Source organism: Kribbella sp. NPDC051137 (assembly GCF_040682535.1).
Classification (GTDB): Bacteria; Actinomycetota; Actinomycetes; order Propionibacteriales; family Kribbellaceae; genus Kribbella; species Kribbella karoonensis.
This window is the reverse complement of sequence record NZ_JBFBBI010000001.1, coordinates 1,297,618-1,315,763: the sequence shown is the minus strand read 5'-3', so window position 1 is coordinate 1,315,763 and position 18,146 is coordinate 1,297,618. Positions and strand designations below refer to the sequence as shown.

Here is an 18,146-nt window from a genome sequence, read left to right as displayed (position 1 = left end):
TAGGTTGAGGGCCATGCGCGATGTCCGGGTTGTCTACCGCAAGTACGACGACAAACTGCACTGGCACCAGTGGATGCGGTATCTCGGCGAGGACGAGTACGGGGTGTGGCTGGGCGCGCCGGCCGGGTCGGTGTCGCAGCGCGGGGCCGAGCCCGAGGTGACGCAGGAGCAGGCGCACGTGCAGCTGTTCCCGCGGGACAAGTGGTTCACCGCGATCTTCAACGACGCCCCGCGGTACACCGAGATCTACGCCGACATCACGACGCCGGTCGAGTTCTCGGACGACGTGGTGACGATGATCGACCTCGACCTGGACGTGATCAAGCGCCGCGACGGCACGGTCTTCATCGACGACGAGGACGAGTTCGCGGAGCACCAGCTGAAGTACTCGTACCCGCCGGACGTGATCGCCACCGCGCGCGAGACCTGCGACTGGCTCTTCCGGGCCGTCTCCACCGAGGAGCCGTTCCTGACGGTCTACAAGACCCACTTGGACAAGATCCGCTAACGCACCCGGTGCACGCTCAGGGTTCCGTTCTTGAGCATCATCAGGCCGGGCAGCGGGCCGCGTTGGCCGGCGAACATGTCGGCGACCGGGGCGACGGTCAGGTAGAGGTTCTGGCCGGCCGGGACGTCGACCGCGATCGCCGGGAGCTCGAAGGAACGCCGTACCCCGCGCGCGGCGTGTTGCTCGCGGAGCGGCATCGTGTTGTTCTGCACGACCTTGGCGGTGAGCGGGCTCTTGCCGACGCTGAGCGCGAAGTACGCCGCCGACTGCGGGATGATCGTGTAGACGTTCGCGGTCACGGTCGGCGTACCGGCGACCGTGACCGGGCCCTTCGCGATCGGCAGGTTGACGGGCAGCCCGGCGCCGGTCGGTACGACGATCTTGCCGAGCGGGTAGCGCTTGTTCGGCGTCAGGCTCCGTTGTGTCAGGCAACGACCGTCGGCGGTGGACAGGTGGTACGTGCCGAAGCCGCGCAGCCCTTCCGGCTTGTGCAGCAGCTTCTCCTGCATGAAGCGGATCGACAGGCTCGAGAAGTTCGGTGAACCGAGCGCGATCGAGCACGGGTCGCCGGGCGTCGCGTACCCCGGCGGTACGACGGCCGGCAGCGTGTGGCCGCCGTTGTACCCGACGAAGATCGACCGCGCCCGGGCCTTCGCCGTCAGCGCGTGGTCGAAGTTCATGAGTCCCTGGTTCAGGTTGAACAGGTTGTCGGAGATGCCCTGGCCGAACAGCACCGGGATGTCGAGCTTGCGCCCCTGCGCCACATGCCACGCCGGACCGTTGTGCGCGAAGAACGCGTCCAGGTCGCGCCCCGCCTGCCCGCCGGGCCAGGCGCCGGTCGCGATCAGCGCGACGAACGCCTTCGACACCGCCGGCGGCAGGTGCGTCCCGCCGCCGGCGAACAGGATCGACAGCCACATCGTCCGGGCCGCTTCCTGCGGTGCGAGGCTCTGCTTCAGGTCCCACCAGGTGATCTCCGGCGCCAGCGCGTCGAACCGGGTCGCGCCGCGGTCCCGGAGCTCGGTGAACGCGCCCGCGAACTGGTAACCGCCGCCGTACGACCCGCCGATCGCGCCGATCAGCGGGTCACCTGGCCGTTGCTTCGTCACCCAGTCCAGGCCGGCGACCAGGTCGACGAGCTTGACCACGTCGCGGCCCTCGTAGTCCGGGTTCATCACGTGCGCGACGCCGGTGCTCTGCCCGAAGCTCCGCTGGTCGAAGCTCAGTACGCCGAACCCGGCGTCCAGCCACGCCTTGAACGCGGCCGGGTCCGTGGTCCGGCTGCCGCCCCAGCCGTGGCTGTGGAAGATCAGCGGCACGGTGTGCTGCTTCGTCGCATCCGCAGGCCTGAAGAGCGTGTAACAGATCTTCACGGGCGTCGTCGTCCCAGGCTCGGGCACCGACTCCACGCATCCGTTGGTCACGGCCGCGTCGGCTGCCCGTGCCGGGACCACCGGCGACAACAGCAGAGCGACGACACCGACCAGCGCAAGCACACGACGACACACCATCAGTCACTCCCAGTGGTCAACGGATCCCGCTTCGCACACGCTAGAGGACCCGCCGCGCGATGACCAGATCCCGCACGCGACCTTCGCTCAGCCTTCGGCGAACCGATGGGTGGAATCCGCGGCGCCGCTGCGACACTGTGCCCGTGCATATCGCGATCGAGGTCGTGGCCCTCGTCGCCGTCGTCGCGGCCGGCGCCGCGCTGGCGCGGCGGATCGGCCTCTCGGCTCCCCTGCTGCTGGTGGTCATCGGGATCGCCGCGTCGTACCTGCCGTTCATCCCGCGCGTCGAGCTCGAGCCCGAGGTCGTCCTGGTCGGCTTCCTGCCGCCGCTGCTGTACTCCGCGGCGATCAAGACCAGCCTGGTCGACTTCTCCAAGCACCGGCGGTCGATCGGGCTGCTGTCGGTCGGTCTGGTCGCGTTCACCGCGCTCGGCGTCGGCGTCGTCACCTGGTGGCTGCTCGGCCGGGTCGCGGCGTCGATCGGTCAGCATCCGCTGCCGTTCTGGGCGGCGTTCGCGATCGGCGCGGTGGTCGCGCCACCGGACGCGGTCGCCGCCACCGCGATCGCCAAACGCGTCGGCCTGCCGCGTCGGATCGTCACGATCCTCGAGGGCGAGAGCCTGCTGAACGACGCGACCGCGCTCGTCTGCCTGCGGACGGCGCTCGGGGCGGTGCTCGTCGCCCCGACCGTGCTGCACGTCGGGCTGGACTTCCTGCGCGCGGCCGGTGGCGGCGTCCTCGTCGGTGTCGTGGTCACGTTCGTCCTGGCGAAGATCCGCCGGCGCTTCACCGATCCGGTGCTCGACACCACGCTCAGCCTGACCGCGCCGTTCATCGCCTACATCGCGGCCGAGAACCACACCGTCCGGGCGTCCGGCGTACTGGCTGTCGTGGTGACCGGCCTGCTGCTCGGTCACAAGGCACCGATCATCCAGTCGGCCAAGTCGCGGATGTCGGAGCGGACCAACTGGCGGACGTTCCAGTTCCTGCTGGAGAACACGGTCTTCCTGCTGATCGGCCTGCAGACCCGGTGGATCCTCGACGACCTCACCGCGAGCCCGTTGCCGGCCTGGCTGATCGCGACCACGACCGTCGCGGTGTTCGTCACGGTCGTGTTGCTGCGGCCGATCTGGGTGATCCCGACGACGCTGCTGTCCCGCCGGCTCCTCGGACCGTCGCGGCCCGGGCCGGTGTCCCGGCGTGCGCTGATCGTGGTGTCCTGGGCCGGCATGCGCGGCGTGGTCACGCTTGCCGCGGTCTTCACGCTGCCCCCGCAGACGCCGCACCGCGAAGTACTCGTGTTCATCGCCCTGGCCGTCACCGCGGGCACGCTGCTCGTCCAGGGCTCGACCCTCCCCTGGCTGGTCCGCCGGTTGCGCCTGCCCGGCCCCGACCCGGCGGAGGACGCGCTGCAGGAGGCCGCCGTACTGCAGGGAGCGCACCGCGCCGCGATCGCCAAGCTCGACGAGCTCGCGAAGGCGTCCGACCCGCCCGCGGTTCTCGACGTACTGCGGCAGCGTGGTGAGGCCCGGGCGCAGGCGGCCTGGGAGCGGCTCGGGCGACCGGAGAGCGAGTACGAGACGCCCAGCGAGGCGTACCGGCGGCTGCGGATCGCGATGCTCGAGGCGGAGCGGTCGCACATCCTGAAGGTCCGCGACGCCGGGCTGGTCGCGGACGAGGTGCTGCAGCGGGCCCAGAGCGCGCTCGACATCGAGGAGTCGATCCTGGACCGCGACGAGGACGACGACGTCGGCGGGCGCTCCGAGGACCTGCGGCCGAAGGTGCCGCCGGGCGGGGCGTGTTCGCACCTCGACGAGGCGCCGGTGGTCGTCACACCGAACACGCCGGACGGCTGCGAGGAGTGCCTCGCGACCGGCGACTCGTGGGTACACCTCCGGCTCTGCCTCGGCTGCGGGCACGTCGGCTGCTGCGACTCGTCGGTGATGAAGCACGCCAGCAAACACCACGAGGAGACCAAGCACCCGGTGATGCGCAGCTTCGAACCGGGCGAGACTTGGCGCTGGTGCTTCGTGGACGAGAAACTGGGCTAGTGGCTGACTGTCTGTTCTGTTCAATCATTGCGGGGACGACGCCTGCGCAAATCGTGCTGGACACACCTGACGTCGTGGGGTTTCTCGACGTACGGCCGGTGTTCAAGGGGCACACGTTGCTCGTGCCTCGGGAGCACGTGCCGACGCTGGTCGAGCTGCCCGACGAGCTGACCGTGCCGTTGTTCGGGGCGGCCCGCTCGGTGGCGGCCGCGGTCCGGACGGCGTTCGACGCGCAGGGGTCGTTCGTTGCCGTGAACAACGTTGTGTCGCAGTCGGTGCCGCATCTGCACGTGCACGTCGTACCGCGCACCAAGGGTGACGGGTTGCGCGGGTTCTTCTGGCCGCGGACGAAGTACGCCGACACAGCCGAGGCCGAGGAGTACGCCGGGAAGCTACGCGCCGCGCTCGCGTCTTAGGACGTACTCCACCTGTGGCAGCGGGTTGCCGTCGCCGAAGTCTCTGGTCTGGGTGGCGCCGGTCTCGGTGAAGCCGCACTTGGCGTAGAAGCGCCGGGACTGCGGGGTGTCGCGCAGGGTCCAGAGGTGGACGCGGTCGGTGTCCAACTGCTGGAGGGTCGCGTCCATGAGAGCGGCCGAGACGCCGCTCCCCCAGCCGTCGGGGTGTGTGTAGAAGCTGTAGATCTCCGCGTACCCGGGGCGCGTCTCGGAGGGGAGCGTCCACGACATCGCCAACGGCCGGTCGCCGAGCAGCCCGAGCATCACCAGCCCGTTCCCGTCCGCCAGCCGCTGGTGCCATCTGGTCAGCCGGCTCGCGATCCCTTCGCGCGCGACCTCCACGGGGAACAGCGGCGCGTACGCCGCGCCCCAGGAAGCAGCATGGATCTCGCCCACCGCCTCGGCGTCAGCGGCGACCGCACGCCGCGCGGAGATCCGCCCGCCCGGCGCAGGCTCGGGGTGATCAGCGGACGGGGCGGTCAAGGCGGTCCTCCAGCTTGGTGAGAGCGCGGTCGACGGCCGCGCGGACGGTCTGGTCGGGATCGTCAGCCAGCCGGCGGACGGCGTCGGCGTGTTCGTACTCCCCCGCGGCGCCGACCGCTCGGACGGCGGCTGCGCGCACTCGGGGGAGCTCGTGGTCGAGCAGCGGCAGCAGCACGTCGACGAGCTGGCCGAGCTCCCGTTGCGCGGTGATCTTCGCGACGTGCTCCTGCACCCGCCACGCCGGATCACCCGCGGCCTCGCGCAGCACGTCGACGAGGTCGTCGCGCCAGACATACAGGAACGCCCGAACCGCCCACACCCGGATCCAGTAGTAGTTGACCGGATCGACAGGCGACTTCCACCCGCCCGGATTCTCCGCCCCGGTGATCGCCACCAGCTTCGGCAGCGCGGCGCCGTACGCCTCCTCCCCCGAGATCTCCTCGGTGAGAAAGGCGACGCACCAGTCGATCACGGTGTCCTCGCCGAACTCGGCACAGGCCGCCCGCATCACGTCCCGCGGGGCGTCTCTCGTCGTCATGGAGCCAGTAAAGCGCAGCGCTACGACAGTTTTTGACTACCGGCAGTACCGGAACTGCCGGTCATTCTTCCTGGTGGTCGCCTGGCCGCGGCGGTGCAATCGAAAGGTCCGAAGGCGGACACATCGAAGGAGGGGAACGATGAGGCAAGCAGTACGCATGACTGCGGTACTCGCCGCCGCTGGGGTCACGATCCTGACTTTCGCTGCCACCAGCAGCGCCCAGCCGGTCCGGGCAGTGGTCCAGCCGACCGCTGTACAGGCCGCGCCCGCACCACACGATGACACCGACACGGTCTACGTGACCGGGAAGGCAAAAGACGGGTCGACCACCGTCACCATCTACGATCCGGCCGAGGGGGTTTCGCCGGATCAGCTGCGCACCATGCTCCGCAGGAGCGGCGTCACCGGCGTACTTGCGAAGGGCGTCCAGCCGCCGACAACGCAACCAGGCCAGAAGAGTGCCCAGGCGACCGCACCGCAGGCATGCCTGAGCTACGGGTCGGCGCGTGAGTGGTGCAACCACCGCTGGAGCTACGGCGCGTTCAACGACCCGCAGGTCTACTTCCTGGACCACACATCCTCGCGCTGGCCGGTCACGAACGCCGTGGCCGACTGGTACAAGGCAGTCGGCATCGACGCCTACTACCGGTGGTACACCGCGGGCTGCCCGAGTGGCCGGCACTGCGTCAACGTGTACAACGGCAACTACGGCGCGAGCGGCTGGTACGGCCTGACAACGTGGAACCCGGGCACGCAGGGTCCCGTCACAGTCAAGCTGAACGACCACTACTCGCTGACGGCGAACCAGCACCGCACGATCGCCTGCCACGAACTGGGGCACGCGCTGTCGCTGGCTCACGCCACCAGTACGTCGAGCTGCATGTACTCCGGTACGTACATCTCGCTGCATCCGAGCAGCAACGACTACAGCCTGCTGCCGCGCATCTACCCGAAGCCGGGTACGTGATCGGCAGTGCATGACAGCGGGGCCGGTCGGTAGGACAGCCGACCGGCCCCGCGCCTTGTGCTTGTTGCTGTGGTCAGCCCGCGATCAGCGAGCGGAGCACGTACTGCAGGATGCCGCCGTTGCGGTAGTAGTCGGCCTCACCGGGGGTGTCGATGCGGACGACCGCGTCGAACTCCTTGACGCCGCCGTCGGGCGAGGTCGCCTTGACGTGCACGGTCCGCGGGACGGAGCCGTCGTTCAGCGCGGTGACGCCGGTGATGTCGAACGTCTCCTCACCGGTCAGGCCGAGGGACTCCGCGTTCTCACCCTCCGGGTACTGCAGCGGCAGCACGCCCATGCCGATCAGGTTCGACCGGTGGATGCGCTCGAAGGACTCGGTGATGACGGCCTTCGCGCCGAGCAGCGCCGTACCCTTCGCGGCCCAGTCGCGGGACGAGCCGGAGCCGTACTCCTTGCCGGCCAGGATCACCAGCGGGGTGTTCTGCGCCGCGTACGCCTGGGCGGCGTCGTAGATCGTGGTGACCGGAGCGTCGTCCTGGGTGAAGTCGCGGGTGAAGCCGCCCTCGGTCCCCGGCGCGATCTGGTTGCGCAGCCGGATGTTCGCGAACGTGCCGCGGATCATCACCTCGTGGTTGCCGCGGCGGGAACCGTACGAGTTGAAGTCCTTCCGGTCCACGCCGTGCTCGGCCAGGTACTTTCCGGCCGGGCTGTCGGCCTTGATCGAACCGGCCGGCGAGATGTGGTCGGTGGTGACCGAGTCGCCGAGCTTCGCCAGCACCCGGGCCCCGGCGATGTCGGTGACCGGCGACGGCTCCTTCGCCATCCCGTCGAAGTACGGAGGCTTGCGCACGTACGTCGACTCGGCGTCCCAGGCGAAGGTCTTGCCCTCGGGCGTCGGCAGCGACTGCCAGCGCTCGTCACCGGCGAACACGTCCGCGTAGTCCTTCGCGAACATCTCCTTGTTGATCGAGCTCGCGATCGTCGCCTCGACCTCGTCGGCGCTCGGCCAGATGTCCTTCAGGAACACGTCGTTGCCGTCGGTGTCCTTGCCCAGGGCATCGTTCTCGAAGTCGAAGTCCATCGTGCCGGCCAGCGCGTACGCGATCACCAGCGGCGGCGAGGCCAGGTAGTTCATCTTCACGTCCGGGTTGATCCGGCCCTCGAAGTTCCGGTTGCCGGACAGCACGCTCACCACCGCGAGATCCGCTTCCTGCACGCCGGCCGAGATCGCCTCGGGCAGCGGGCCGGAGTTGCCGATGCAGGTCGTGCAGCCGTAGCCGACCAGGTGGAAGCCGAGCTTCTCCAGGTACGGCGTGACGCCGGCCTTCTCGTAGTAGTCGGTGACGACCTTCGAACCCGGCGCGAGCGACGTCTTCACCCACGGCTTCGACGCGAGGCCCTTGTCGACCGCGTTCTTCGCGAGCAGCGCGGCGGCCAGCATGACCGACGGGTTCGACGTGTTGGTGCAGGAGGTGATGCTGGCGATCACGACGTGGCCGTGGTCCAGCTCGATCTCCTGACCCTCCAGCGTGACCTTGGTCTTCTTCGACGGGCGATCGCTCGCGGCCGCGACCTGGTGCGGGTTGTCGTCCGGGTGGCCGTGGCCGTTCGGCGCGTCGCTGGCCGGGAAGCTCCCGGTCTCCGACGGGTCGACGTCCTTCTCCTCGGCCGCGTAGTCCGGCAGCACGCCGCGGAACGACTCCTTGGCCTTGCTCAGCTCGATCCGGTCCTGCGGGCGCTTCGGGCCGGCGATCGACGGCACGACCGTCGACAGGTCGAGCTCCAGGTACTCGGAGTACCGCGGCTCGACCGAGGGGTTGTGCCAGAGGCCCTGCTCCTTGGCGTACGCCTCGACCAGCGCGACGTCGTCGTCGGAGCGACCGGTCAGCCGCAGGTAGTCCAGCGTCACGTCGTCGATCGGGAAGATCGCGCAGGTGGAGCCGAACTCCGGGCTCATGTTGCCGATCGTGGCGCGGTTCGCCAACGGGACCGCCGCGACGCCGTCGCCGTAGAACTCGACGAACTTGCCGACCACGCCGTGCTTGCGCAGCATCTGGGTGATCGTCAGCACGACGTCGGTCGCGGTCGCGCCGGCCGGAACGGCTCCGGTCAGCTTGAAACCGACGACCTTCGGGATCAGCATCGACACCGGCTGGCCGAGCATCGCGGCCTCCGCCTCGATACCGCCGACGCCCCAGCCGAGGACGCCGAGACCGTTGACCATCGTGGTGTGGCTGTCGGTGCCGACGCAGGTGTCCGGGTACGCCTGGCCGTTGCGGACCATCACGGTCCGGGCCAGGTGCTCGATGTTGACCTGGTGCACGATGCCGGTGCCCGGCGGGACGACCTTGAACTCGTCGAACGCGGTCTGGCCCCAGCGGAGGAACTGGTAGCGCTCGCGGTTCCGCCCGTACTCGAACTCGACGTTGCGCTCGAAGGCGTCCGGCGTACCGAACACGTCGATGATCACCGAGTGGTCGATGACCAGCTCGGCCGGCGCCAGCGGGTTGATCTTGGTCGGGTCGCCGCCCAGCTCACCGACCGCCTCGCGCATCGTGGCCAGGTCGACCACGCACGGCACACCGGTGAAGTCCTGCATGATCACCCGGGCCGGGGTGAACTGGATCTCGGTGTCCGGGGCCGCGTTCTGGTCCCAGTTGCCGAGCTTGCTGATGTGCTCGGCGGTGATGTTCGCGCCGTCCTCGGTGCGCAGCAGGTTCTCCAGCAGGACCTTCAGCGAGTACGGCAGTGTGTCCGCACCCTCGATGCCCGCCAACCTGAAGATCTCGTACGACTGCCCGTTGACCTCGAGTGCCCCCTTGGCACCGAAGCTGTCGACGCTCGCCATCAACCTGCTCCTCTGTCCAGTCCGTGTCCGCACTGCATCTATTCGCTTATGGCCATCCTGCCGAGCGAGTCAGCCGGTGGCGAGGTCAGGTTCCCCTAACCTCGCACCAAAACTCTCTCGACATCAAGATACACGACATCGAGCCAACTTTCAGCGAGTCACCGCCGGCCCGGAAACGGGGCCGACTCGGCTCAGGAGACCTGAGGTAGGACGTCGGAGGCGATCAGGTCGAGGTGGTCCAGGTCGTGCAGATCCATGATCTGGACGTACTGACGGTCCGAGCCCGCGGCGGCGAACTGGCCGAGCCGGTCCACGACCTGGGCCGGCGTACCCGCGATGTCCTTCTCCGGGTGCGGCTCACGGCCGACGGCCGCGGCGCGCCGCTTCACCTCGGCGTCGTCCTTGCCGACGATCACCGTGTGCGCGGTGGACAGCGCGAGCGTCCTCGGGTCCCGCCCGGCTGCGTCGCAGGCGGCCCGGACCCGCTCGAACAGCGTGGCGGTCTCCTCGACGCCGCGGAAGCCGGCATTGAACTCCGCGGCGTACTTCGCGGCCAGCGCGGGCGTCCGCTTCTTGCCCGCGCCGCCGACGATGATCGGCGGATGCGGCTGCTGCACCGGCTTCGGCAGCGCCGGCGAGTCGGAGATCTGGTAGTGCTCGCCGTCGAAGTCGTACTTCTCCCCGACCGGTGTGTCCCACAGCCCGGTGATCAGCTCGAGCTGCTCGGTCAGCAGGTCGAACCGCCCAGGGGTGTCCGGGAAGTCCAGCCCGTACGCCTTGTGCTCGGCCTCGTACCACCCGGCGCCCAGCCCGAGCTCGGCGCGGCCGCCGCTCATCTGGTCGACCTGCGCCACCGAGATCGCCAGTACGCCGGGGTTGCGGAACGTGGCGGAACTGACCAGCGTGCCGAGCTTGATCCGCTGTGTTTCACGGGCCAGCCCCGCGAGCGTGATCCACGAGTCGGTCGGCCCCGGCAGGCCGTTGCCGTCGCCCATCACGAGATAGTGGTCGGAACGGAAGAACGCGTCGAACCCGTTCTCCTCGGTCTTGCGCGCGACGGCGAGAAGGTCGTCGTACGACGCGCCCTGCTGAGGTTCGGTGAAGATCCTGAGAAGCATGGCGCCAACGCTATCTCGCGCTCGTGTACAGCTTCTCCAGGTACGACGGCTGCCATTCCGGGCCGCGGTCGTACAACCGGCGTACCAGCCCGTCCACGTCCAGCCGCTCCTCGACCGGGTTGTCCCACCAGTCCGGCACCTGGTCGTACCACCGGTCGATCCGCAAGGTACGCCCGGCCGCGTCGATCCGCGCGAACAACCACCCGCCCTGCGCGCTCTGTGCCTCGGTCAGCCACAGGTCACCGAGCAGCTCGCTGAGCTTGTCGTCCGCGACCTCCGGATCGTCCACCTCCGGCGGCTCCAGATCGAACCGGTACGACGGCGCGTTCGGATCCAGCACCTGCACCTGGATCGTGAACCCCGAAGGCACGATCGCCGTCCGCGCCCGGCACCAGGCCCGCAACGCCACCACCGCCGCCGACTCCTCCGGCCGCGGCCGAGGCCGCTCCACCTCGGCCCGCATGGCCTCCTCGAGCGACCCGGCCGGCGGCACAACCCTAGGGCCCCCGCCCCCGATCAACCCGAGCCCAGGCACCACCATCGGCACCGCCGTCAGCCCGTTCGGATCGTTGACCGGCACCCCGGCGGACCCACTCGCGGTCTGCTCGTCCGGCTCAACCCCTGCCGCGTGCCCGTTCAGCTCACGCTGGTCGCCCGCCTGATCCCCGCCATCCCCGTGCGCCCACCGCGGCACGAACTCCTGACGCCGATCCCCGGCCACGTCAGCCACGCCGCCGTCCCCGACGGTCGCATCATCATCCACCACCGGCAACGACCCAGTAGGCGTCTCGTCCTCCGGGTCCCCCACCACCCACCGAGCCCCCACACCACCAACCGAAGCCCCGGCCGCCCACCCCACATCACCAGAGCCGCCCCGCTCCACACCCTCATACGACCCACGCCCGACGTCCCCATCGAAACCACGCGCCACGCCCTCGTACGGCCCACGCCCGACCCCACCGTCGGAACCACGCGCCACGCCCTCGTACGACCCACGCCCAGCGCCACCGCCTGCCACAGACGTCGAACCGTCATCCGGGACACGCTCAGCGCCATCCTCAGCGCCACGCGCCAAACCCTCACCCGGCAGACGCTCAACGTCACCGTCAGCGCCGTACGCCGAGCCCTCATCCAGCACACGCCCAGCGCCACCGTCGGGCCCATACGCCGAACCGTCGTACGACATACCCTCAGCGCCACGTGCCATACCCTCATCCGGCGCACGCTCGGTGCCAGCGTCGGGCCCATACGCCGAACCCTCGTACGGCGCATGCCCGATGCCACGCTCGGCACCCTCATACGACACGTGCTCGGGGTGGCCATCGGAGATGCGGTCCGAATCCTCGTGCGGGACACGCCTGGGGTCACCGTCGGTGCCACGCTCCTCGTACGGCGCGTGCTCCGCATCGCCGTACACAGCGTGCCCGGCACCGTCGTACCCCACACGCCCGACATCTCCCCCGCGGGCGCCCTCCGCTCGCTCGTGCGGCAGACCCGGATCGCCGTACGCCGCAGGCCACGCGGCACCGTCCGGTGCGGTCCCCGCGCCAGACACCGGCTGCACCTCGGGCTGAGGCCCCGGCCCAGGCGCAGTCTCTGGTTGCGGAGCGGGATCGGGCTCTGGATCCGGGAACGGCTCAGGCAAGGGCTCCGGCCCCGGCTGCGGCACAGGATCAGGCTCCGGGGACGGCTCGCCCGGCTCAGGCCCCGGGACAGGCTCAGGCCCCGGCACGGGCTCTGGTCCCGGAACAGGCCCTGGGACGGGCTCAGGTCCCGGCACAGGCCCTGGGACGGGCTCGGGTCGCGGCACAGGCCCTGGGATCGGCTCGGGTCCCGGGACGGGCTCTGGTCCCGGAACAGGCCCTGGGACGGGACCAGGCCCCGGGACAGGCCCCGGAATGGGCTCTGGTCCCGGCACCGGACTCGGGCCGGGAACCGGCTCCGGACTTGGACCCGGTGTCGGTCCGGGGGTCGGCTCCGGGTCGGGAGTTGGGCCGGGGACGGGTGGGGTGGGGTCGGGCCATGGAGCAGGGTGTGGTTCTGGTTGGGGCCAGGGTTCGGGGTGAGGTTGCGGCCACGGCTGCGGCTGCGGCTGCGGCTGCGGCTGCGGCTGCGGCTGCGGGTAAGGCTCTACCTGACCTTCAACCTCATACCGCTGGTGACCGCCCCCATCCGGTACGTCGGTCCCGGCCGCGTACACGTCCGACTCGTCGTCAACCGGCACCGCCGGTACTGCGGGAATCTCAGCAGTCTGGTCGTCCGGATCCAACTCGACGCCGGCCGCATCCGCCACAGTTCCTGCACCGGCCGCGGGCAACTGCTCCGGGGGTGCGCTCGGCACAGGTGCGAACGGTGACGGGCCAGTGAACGAGGCGAGGTCCTCTTCGTCAGCGTCCTCGCCCGCATCCAAGGGTCCTTCGTCGAGAACCGCCGCGATCTCAGCCGTCGGCGCGTCATCGTCCTCGAGGTTGACGGGTGCCCCGGCCTCAAGCTCGCCCGCACGACCTCCAGCCGCCGCCTCACCCGCCAACGCCGAGCCGCCAACCGCACCCGCCCGGGGCGCGAACGGCGACCCAGCCGGCACCTCATCAACCGACCCCGAAGGCGCAAAAGGCGAACCATTCGGCACCTCGTCCGCACGGCTGGTGGGCGGCTCGTGGGCGGAGTCGGTGCGGGCGTGTGGCGCGTCAGAGGACGGGGCGCCCGGGTACGCCGACGGGGCGAACGGGGAACCCGTCGGCACTTCATCCCGGGGGTCGCCAGGGGTAACCGGTGGAGTGCCTGCGTAGGCCGACGGCGCGAATGGTGAGCCGGTTGGCGTCTCATCCGCGGAAGTCGTCGTTGGCTCGTGGGCGGCGCCGGCGTGTGGCGTGTCAGGGGCCTGGGCGGCCGGAAGCGCCGACGGGGCGAAGGGGGAACCGGTCGGGGGCTCGTTGGATTGGGGAGGTTGGTGGGGTGGGTTTTCTTGCCATTCGCCGTTGACCCAGCGGGGGCCGGTCCACTCGGGGGCGGGGGTGTCGTCGGTGAAGGGGGTGTAGGCGCTGGTGGGTTCCTGGTCCGACCAGGAGGGTTGTTCGGTGGTTTCCCAGTCCTGGTCGGGGGCAGGAGCTGCCGCGGCTGCTGGGGCGTCGGCGAAGAGGCTGTTGAAGAAGTCTTCGCCTTCGTACTGGCCGCCGCCTACCCGGGGAGGTTCGGAGGACGGGAGTGTGTAGCCGCCCGGTGCCGGGTGGCGGATCGGGAGGCCGGAGCTGGGGGTGTCGTCCGGGATGTACGTCCCCGGAGCAGCCGGGTCGTACTGCTCTGCCGGTGGCGTCTCCTCCGCGGGCGCGTCGTGTTTGCGGCGCCGGAGCCAGCCCTGCCTCTTCCCCGGCGCCGGTTCGTCGGGCGCAGCCTCCGCCGGCGGGGTGGCTGGGATGGGTTGCCCGGTGAAGGGGCTGATGCCGGGCGGTACGACGTACGACTCCTCGTCGTCCGGCAGCGGGTTGTCTCCGGTCACGGGGGGTTCAACGACCGAGACCTCGGCTGTGTCAGGGTCTGCGGGGAAACTTGCCGGTTCTGCAAAGTTTCGGCTGAAGTCCTCTGCCGCTGCGATCCCGGCCGGCAGGTCCGGCTGCAGCGGTGAGCGCGGGTCGATCGCGAAATGCCCGAAGAACGCGCCCAGAGACTCGACCGACACCCCGGGCCCCCGGGCGGCCTGGATCAGCGCGACCCCATGCGGCCGGAGCTCGTCGAGGCCGCCGAGGTAGTCGGCCCATTCGGCCACCCACTCGATCATCTCGTCGGCGGCGGCCTCGTCGGAGGTGATCCACTGTCCGATCGGCGCGAACCCGTCGTCGACCGGCTGCCACGGATCACCCGGGTACGACGCCCGCGCCCAGGTCGCGTTGAACGCGCCGTACACGAACCCGAGCTCTCCCGCGGTCTGCCGCTGCCGCACCTCCGGCTGCCCGATCCAGTCCGGCGAACCGGCGAGCAGGTCTTCGCCGGCCGTCTGGCTGTGCTGCGTGTGGAACCCCCACAGCACGGCCCGCCCGTCGGCGAGCCGGGTCATCCGGAGCACGGACGCCGTCTCGTCCTGGTGGTGGTACCCGTCGGCGTCGGCGTACCACCGCCGGTCGAAGCCCGTGGCATGGGCGACCGCGGCGAGTGCGGTCCAGCGGGCGCGCAACTCCTCCGGGTCGTCCAGGTCAACGAGCGGCATCAGGTCTCCAAGCGCATTTGGAATCCAGGCCCAGACGCTACCCGAGCCCTCCCTGACTGGCCACTTACCGGTCATGGGGCCTCCCGTACTGGACTGAGGAGCGCAGGGAGCGTAGCGACCGGAGCGACGAGGGAAGGACGGGAGTTACAGCCCCATGACCCGCCGCGACGGAGTCGCGGCATCAGCACTGTCCACAGGCTCGAGTACGGCGACGCACTCGATGTGGTGGGTCATCCCGAACAGGTCGAACGCGCGCAGCGACGCGATCCCGTACCCGAGCCGCCCGAACGTCTTCAGGTCCCGCGCCAGCGCCGCCGGATCGCACGCCACGTACGCCACCCGGCGCGGCCCGAGCGCGGCGATCCGCCGTACGACGTCCTTCCCGGCACCGGTCCGCGGCGGGTCGAGGACGACCAGGTCGACATGTTCGAGGCCCTGACCGGCGGCCGCGTTCAGCACCCGGTCGACGTCACCGTTCTCCAGCGTGACCCCGTCGAGGTCGTGCAGGTTCCGCCGGGCGTTCCGGACGGCGTCCTTGTCGCCCTCGATCGCCAGCACCGCACAACCGGCCTCGGCCAGGAACGCCGCGAACAGCCCCACACCGGAGTACAGATCGAGGGCGGTCTCACCAGCAGCAGGCTCCAACCCGCTCAGTACGGCGTCCACGAGCATCTCCGGCGCCGCCGGGTGCACCTGCCAGAACCCGCCGGCCTCCACCAGGAACCGCCGGTCGCGGACGACCTCGACCAGCCGCTCCCCCGGATCCTGATCCGTTTGTACGGCGGTCTTCCCCTCGGACGAGACCACGGCCTGCACCGAGGACACTCCCGGCCACCGCGTGTCCAGTACGGCGGGCGTCCCCGGGTGCGCGATCAGGCACCGGTCGATCGGCACCAGGTCGTGCGAGCGGTGCGCGTACATCCCGGGCCGCCCGTCCACGACGGCGTACCGCATCCGCGTCCGCCAGCCGAGCCCGTCGTCACCGGGCGACTCCATCACGACGGTCCGCTCGATGCCGCCGATCCGGCGCAACGTGTCCGACACGACGGTCGCCTTCAGCCGGCGCTGCTCCACGATGTTCGCGTGCTGGAAGTCACAGCCGCCGCACAGGCCGGGCCCGGCGTACGGGCACGGCGGGTCGATCCGCTGCGGCGACGGTGTGAGCACCGAGACCGCATCGGCCCGCAGGTACTTGGCGGTCTGCTCCGTGATCCGGGCGTGCACCAGCTCGCCCGGCAGTGCGTGCCGGACGAACACCACCTGCCCCTCGTGCCGGGCGACACAGTGTCCCCCGTGCGCGACTGGCCCTACCTCCAGCTCGACTACCGCCCCGACCAGACTGTTTTGGTCTGTCACCGATCTCCTGACGCCTTGCGGGCACCGCGCCGTACCTGGCCGGCCACCCGTTCCACCCGGTCCTGCCGCTCCTCGGCCCCCTGCGACGAGAGCAGTTGATAAGGAACTGACGTAACCATGACACCAGGTGTGAACAAGAGCCGCCCCTTGAGGCGGAGTGCGCTCTGGTTGTGCAGCAGGTGCTCCCACCAGTGCCCGACGACGTACTCCGGGATGTAGACCATCACCACGTCCCGCGGCGACTGCCTCCGGATGTCGCGGACGTACTGCAGGATCGGCCGGGTGATCTCCCGGTACGGCGAGGCCAGCCGCTTGAGCGGGACCGGGATGCCACGGGCGTCCCACTCGGCCTGCAGTGCGTCGGACTCGTCCCGGTCGACGTCGACGGTGACGGCCTCCAGCGTGTACGGGCGGGCCGCCTTGGCGAACGCCAGCGCCCGGAGGGTCGGCCGGTGCAGCTTGGAGACCAGAATGATCGAGTGCACCCGGGACGGCAGCATCAGCGGCTCGTCGTCCTCGGCGGACATCTGCCGGCGGACCGTCTCGTAGTGCCGGTGGATGCCCTTCATCAGCAGGAACAGGACGGCCATCGCGATGATCGCGATGTAGGCGCCGAGCAGGAACTTGGTGATCAGCACGATCACCAGCACGACGCCGGTCAGCGTGAGACCGATCGTGTTGATGACCCGGGACCGGATCATCCGGGCCCGCACGGACGGGTCCTGCTCGGTCCTCAGCAGCCGGGTCCAGTGCCGGACCATGCCGGTCTGGCTGGTCGTGAACGACACGAACACGCCGACGATGTACAGCTGGATCAGCCGGGTGACCTCGGCATCGAACGCGACGATCAGCACGATCGCGAAGCCGGCCAGGATGATGATGCCGTTGCTGAACGCGAGCCGGTCACCACGGGTGTGCAGCTGCCGTGGCAGGTACCCGTCGCGGGCGAGGATCGAGCCGAGCACGGGGAACCCGTTGAAGGCCGTGTTCGCGGCCAGCACCAGGATCACCCCGGTCGACGCCGCGACCAGGTAGAAGCCGGGCGAGAAGTGATCGAAGATCCCCTTCGCCAGCTGGCCGATCACCGGGTCCTGCTGGTAGCCGGCCCCGACCGGTACGCCGTCGCGCAGCAGCTGCGTGGCCGGGTTCTCGGCGAACCGGACCTTCATCACGTTGGCCAGCGTGACCACGCTGATCACCATGGCGATCGAGATGGAGCCGAGCAGCGCCAAGGTGGTCGCGGCGTTCCGGCTCTTCGGCTTCTTGAAGGCAGGTACGCCGTTGCTGATCGCCTCGACACCGGTCAGCGCCGCACAGCCCGAGGAGAACGCCCGCAGGATCAGGAAGCCCATCGCGAGCCCACCGGCGCCGTGCGCGAACTGGTTCTCGGCCGCGATGTCGAATCCGGCGCTGGACGCCTGCGGCAGGTGACCGAACAGCAGCCGGCCGAAGCCCCAGGCCGCCATCCCGAGGATCGTGAACATGAAGATGTACGTCGGGATCGCGAACGCCGCCCCCGACTCGCGGACCCCGCGCAGGTTCATCGTGGTGAGGAACAGGACCGCGACCACGGCGGCCTCCGCCTCGTGTCCGGCCAGCGCCGGGATCGCCGACGCCGCGTACTGAGCGGCCGACGAGATCGACACCGCGACGGTGAGGACGTAGTCCACCAGCAGCGCGCTGGCCACCGTGAGTCCCGCGGTCGGCCCGAGGTTCTCGGTGGCGACCTCGTAGTCGCCGCCGCCCGACGGGTAGGCGTGGACGTTCTGCCGGTACGACAGCACCACGACCACCAGCACCACCGCCACGGCCAGCGAGATCTTCCACGAGATCGTCAGCGCGGCCAGGCCGGCGATCGACAGCGTCAGGAAGATCTCGTCGGGGGCGTACGCGACCGACGACAGCGCGTCGCTCGCGAACACCGGGAGGGCGATGCGCTTCGGCAGCAGGGTCTCACCCAACTGGGTGCTGCGCAGTTTGCGACCGAGCAGCAGCCGTTTGCCGATATCGCCTAGAGCGGGAGTCACACCGGTGATGTTAGATGGCTGAGAGGACCGTGTAGCGTCTACCTCTGCCGAAACCGACTCAGCGGCCCTACCGGGCAGGGAGT

General features: G+C 69.9%; 13 protein-coding genes. 5 read left to right on the top strand and 8 right to left on the bottom strand.

Annotation, left to right across the window (positions count from 1 at the left end):
• Positions 1 to 13 precede the first annotated feature (13 nt).
• Complete coding sequence (locus tag AB0M51_RS06215) at positions 14 to 508, top strand: DUF402 domain-containing protein (protein WP_363748281.1); 495 nt, start codon at positions 14 to 16, stop codon at positions 506 to 508.
• On the opposite strand, the gene AB0M51_RS06210 is transcribed toward AB0M51_RS06215, so the two are convergent.
• Positions 505 to 2,019: a CocE/NonD family hydrolase gene (locus tag AB0M51_RS06210; RefSeq protein WP_363748279.1), complete on the bottom strand. Its 1,515-nt coding sequence runs from the start codon at positions 2,017 to 2,019 to the stop codon at positions 505 to 507. The genes AB0M51_RS06215 and AB0M51_RS06210 overlap by 4 nt on opposite strands.
• Positions 2,020 to 2,162: 143 nt before the next feature.
• Between AB0M51_RS06210 and AB0M51_RS06205 the strand changes: the two genes are divergently transcribed.
• Both AB0M51_RS06205 and AB0M51_RS06200 read left to right on the top strand, forming a co-directional pair.
• Complete coding sequence (locus AB0M51_RS06205; RefSeq protein ID WP_363748277.1) at positions 2,163 to 4,070, top strand: Na+/H+ antiporter; 1,908 nt, start codon at positions 2,163 to 2,165, stop codon at positions 4,068 to 4,070.
• A complete protein-coding gene (locus AB0M51_RS06200; protein ID WP_363748275.1) occupies positions 4,043 to 4,486 on the top strand; it encodes an HIT family protein in 444 nt (147 codons plus the stop codon). Before AB0M51_RS06205 ends, AB0M51_RS06200 begins: the two co-directional genes overlap by 28 nt.
• Here the strand turns inward: AB0M51_RS06200 and AB0M51_RS06195 are convergent.
• Positions 4,463 to 5,008, bottom strand: coding sequence for a GNAT family N-acetyltransferase (locus tag AB0M51_RS06195; protein ID WP_363748273.1), 546 nt, complete (start codon positions 5,006 to 5,008; stop codon positions 4,463 to 4,465). The two genes, AB0M51_RS06200 and AB0M51_RS06195, sit on opposite strands and share 24 nt — an antisense overlap.
• Positions 4,989 to 5,546: a HEAT repeat domain-containing protein gene (locus tag AB0M51_RS06190; protein ID WP_363748271.1), complete on the bottom strand. Its 558-nt coding sequence runs from the start codon at positions 5,544 to 5,546 to the stop codon at positions 4,989 to 4,991. The genes AB0M51_RS06195 and AB0M51_RS06190 overlap by 20 nt, the downstream gene beginning before the upstream one ends.
• Before the next feature lie 157 nt (positions 5,547 to 5,703).
• On the opposite strand from AB0M51_RS06190, the gene AB0M51_RS06185 reads away from it, so the two are divergent.
• Positions 5,704 to 6,513 carry a matrixin family metalloprotease gene (locus tag AB0M51_RS06185; RefSeq protein WP_363748269.1) on the top strand — a complete coding sequence of 270 codons (810 nt, stop codon included), beginning with the start codon at positions 5,704 to 5,706 and terminating at the stop codon, positions 6,511 to 6,513.
• A 73-nt stretch (positions 6,514 to 6,586) separates the two neighbouring features.
• Here the strand turns inward: AB0M51_RS06185 and acnA are convergent, their stop codons facing one another.
• From acnA to AB0M51_RS06170, 3 genes are all read right to left on the bottom strand, one after another.
• Positions 6,587 to 9,361: an aconitate hydratase AcnA gene (acnA, locus tag AB0M51_RS06180; protein ID WP_344196779.1), complete on the bottom strand. Its 2,775-nt coding sequence runs from the start codon at positions 9,359 to 9,361 to the stop codon at positions 6,587 to 6,589.
• A gap of 191 nt (positions 9,362 to 9,552) precedes the next feature.
• Entirely contained in the window at positions 9,553 to 10,479 is a 927-nt protein-coding gene (locus tag AB0M51_RS06175) for an LLM class F420-dependent oxidoreductase (RefSeq protein WP_344196781.1), read from the bottom strand.
• A gap of 10 nt (positions 10,480 to 10,489) precedes the next feature.
• A complete protein-coding gene (locus AB0M51_RS06170) occupies positions 10,490 to 11,305 on the bottom strand; it encodes a hypothetical protein (RefSeq protein ID WP_363748266.1) in 816 nt (271 codons plus the stop codon).
• Positions 11,306 to 12,541: 1,236 nt separating this feature from the next.
• Here AB0M51_RS06170 and AB0M51_RS06165 point away from each other — a divergent pair.
• A complete protein-coding gene (locus AB0M51_RS06165; RefSeq protein ID WP_363748264.1) occupies positions 12,542 to 12,835 on the top strand; it encodes a hypothetical protein in 294 nt (97 codons plus the stop codon).
• 1,989 nt (positions 12,836 to 14,824) lie between these two features.
• Here AB0M51_RS06165 and AB0M51_RS06160 read toward each other — a convergent pair.
• A complete protein-coding gene (locus AB0M51_RS06160) occupies positions 14,825 to 16,036 on the bottom strand; it encodes a class I SAM-dependent RNA methyltransferase (protein ID WP_344196787.1) in 1,212 nt (403 codons plus the stop codon).
• On the bottom strand, positions 16,033 to 18,063 hold the full coding sequence (locus AB0M51_RS06155) for an APC family permease (protein WP_344196789.1): 2,031 nt from the start codon (positions 18,061 to 18,063) through the stop codon (positions 16,033 to 16,035). The genes AB0M51_RS06160 and AB0M51_RS06155 overlap by 4 nt, the downstream gene beginning before the upstream one ends.
• Between the last annotated feature and the right edge of the window lie 83 nt (positions 18,064 to 18,146).

What these genes read in the sequence shown, in the direction of transcription:
- AB0M51_RS06215 (WP_363748281.1), top strand. Translation starts at nt 14, where the DNA reads ATGCGCGATGTCCGGGTTGTCTACCGCAAGTACGACGACAAACTGCAC.
- AB0M51_RS06190 (WP_363748271.1), bottom strand. Translation starts at nt 5,546, where the DNA reads ATGACGACGAGAGACGCCCCGCGGGACGTGATGCGGGCGGCCTGTGCC.
- AB0M51_RS06210 (WP_363748279.1), bottom strand. Translation starts at nt 2,019, where the DNA reads ATGGTGTGTCGTCGTGTGCTTGCGCTGGTCGGTGTCGTCGCTCTGCTG.
- AB0M51_RS06185 (WP_363748269.1), top strand. Translation starts at nt 5,704, where the DNA reads ATGACTGCGGTACTCGCCGCCGCTGGGGTCACGATCCTGACTTTCGCT.
- acnA (WP_344196779.1), bottom strand. Translation starts at nt 9,361, where the DNA reads ATGGCGAGCGTCGACAGCTTCGGTGCCAAGGGGGCACTCGAGGTCAAC.
- AB0M51_RS06175 (WP_344196781.1), bottom strand. Translation starts at nt 10,479, where the DNA reads ATGCTTCTCAGGATCTTCACCGAACCTCAGCAGGGCGCGTCGTACGAC.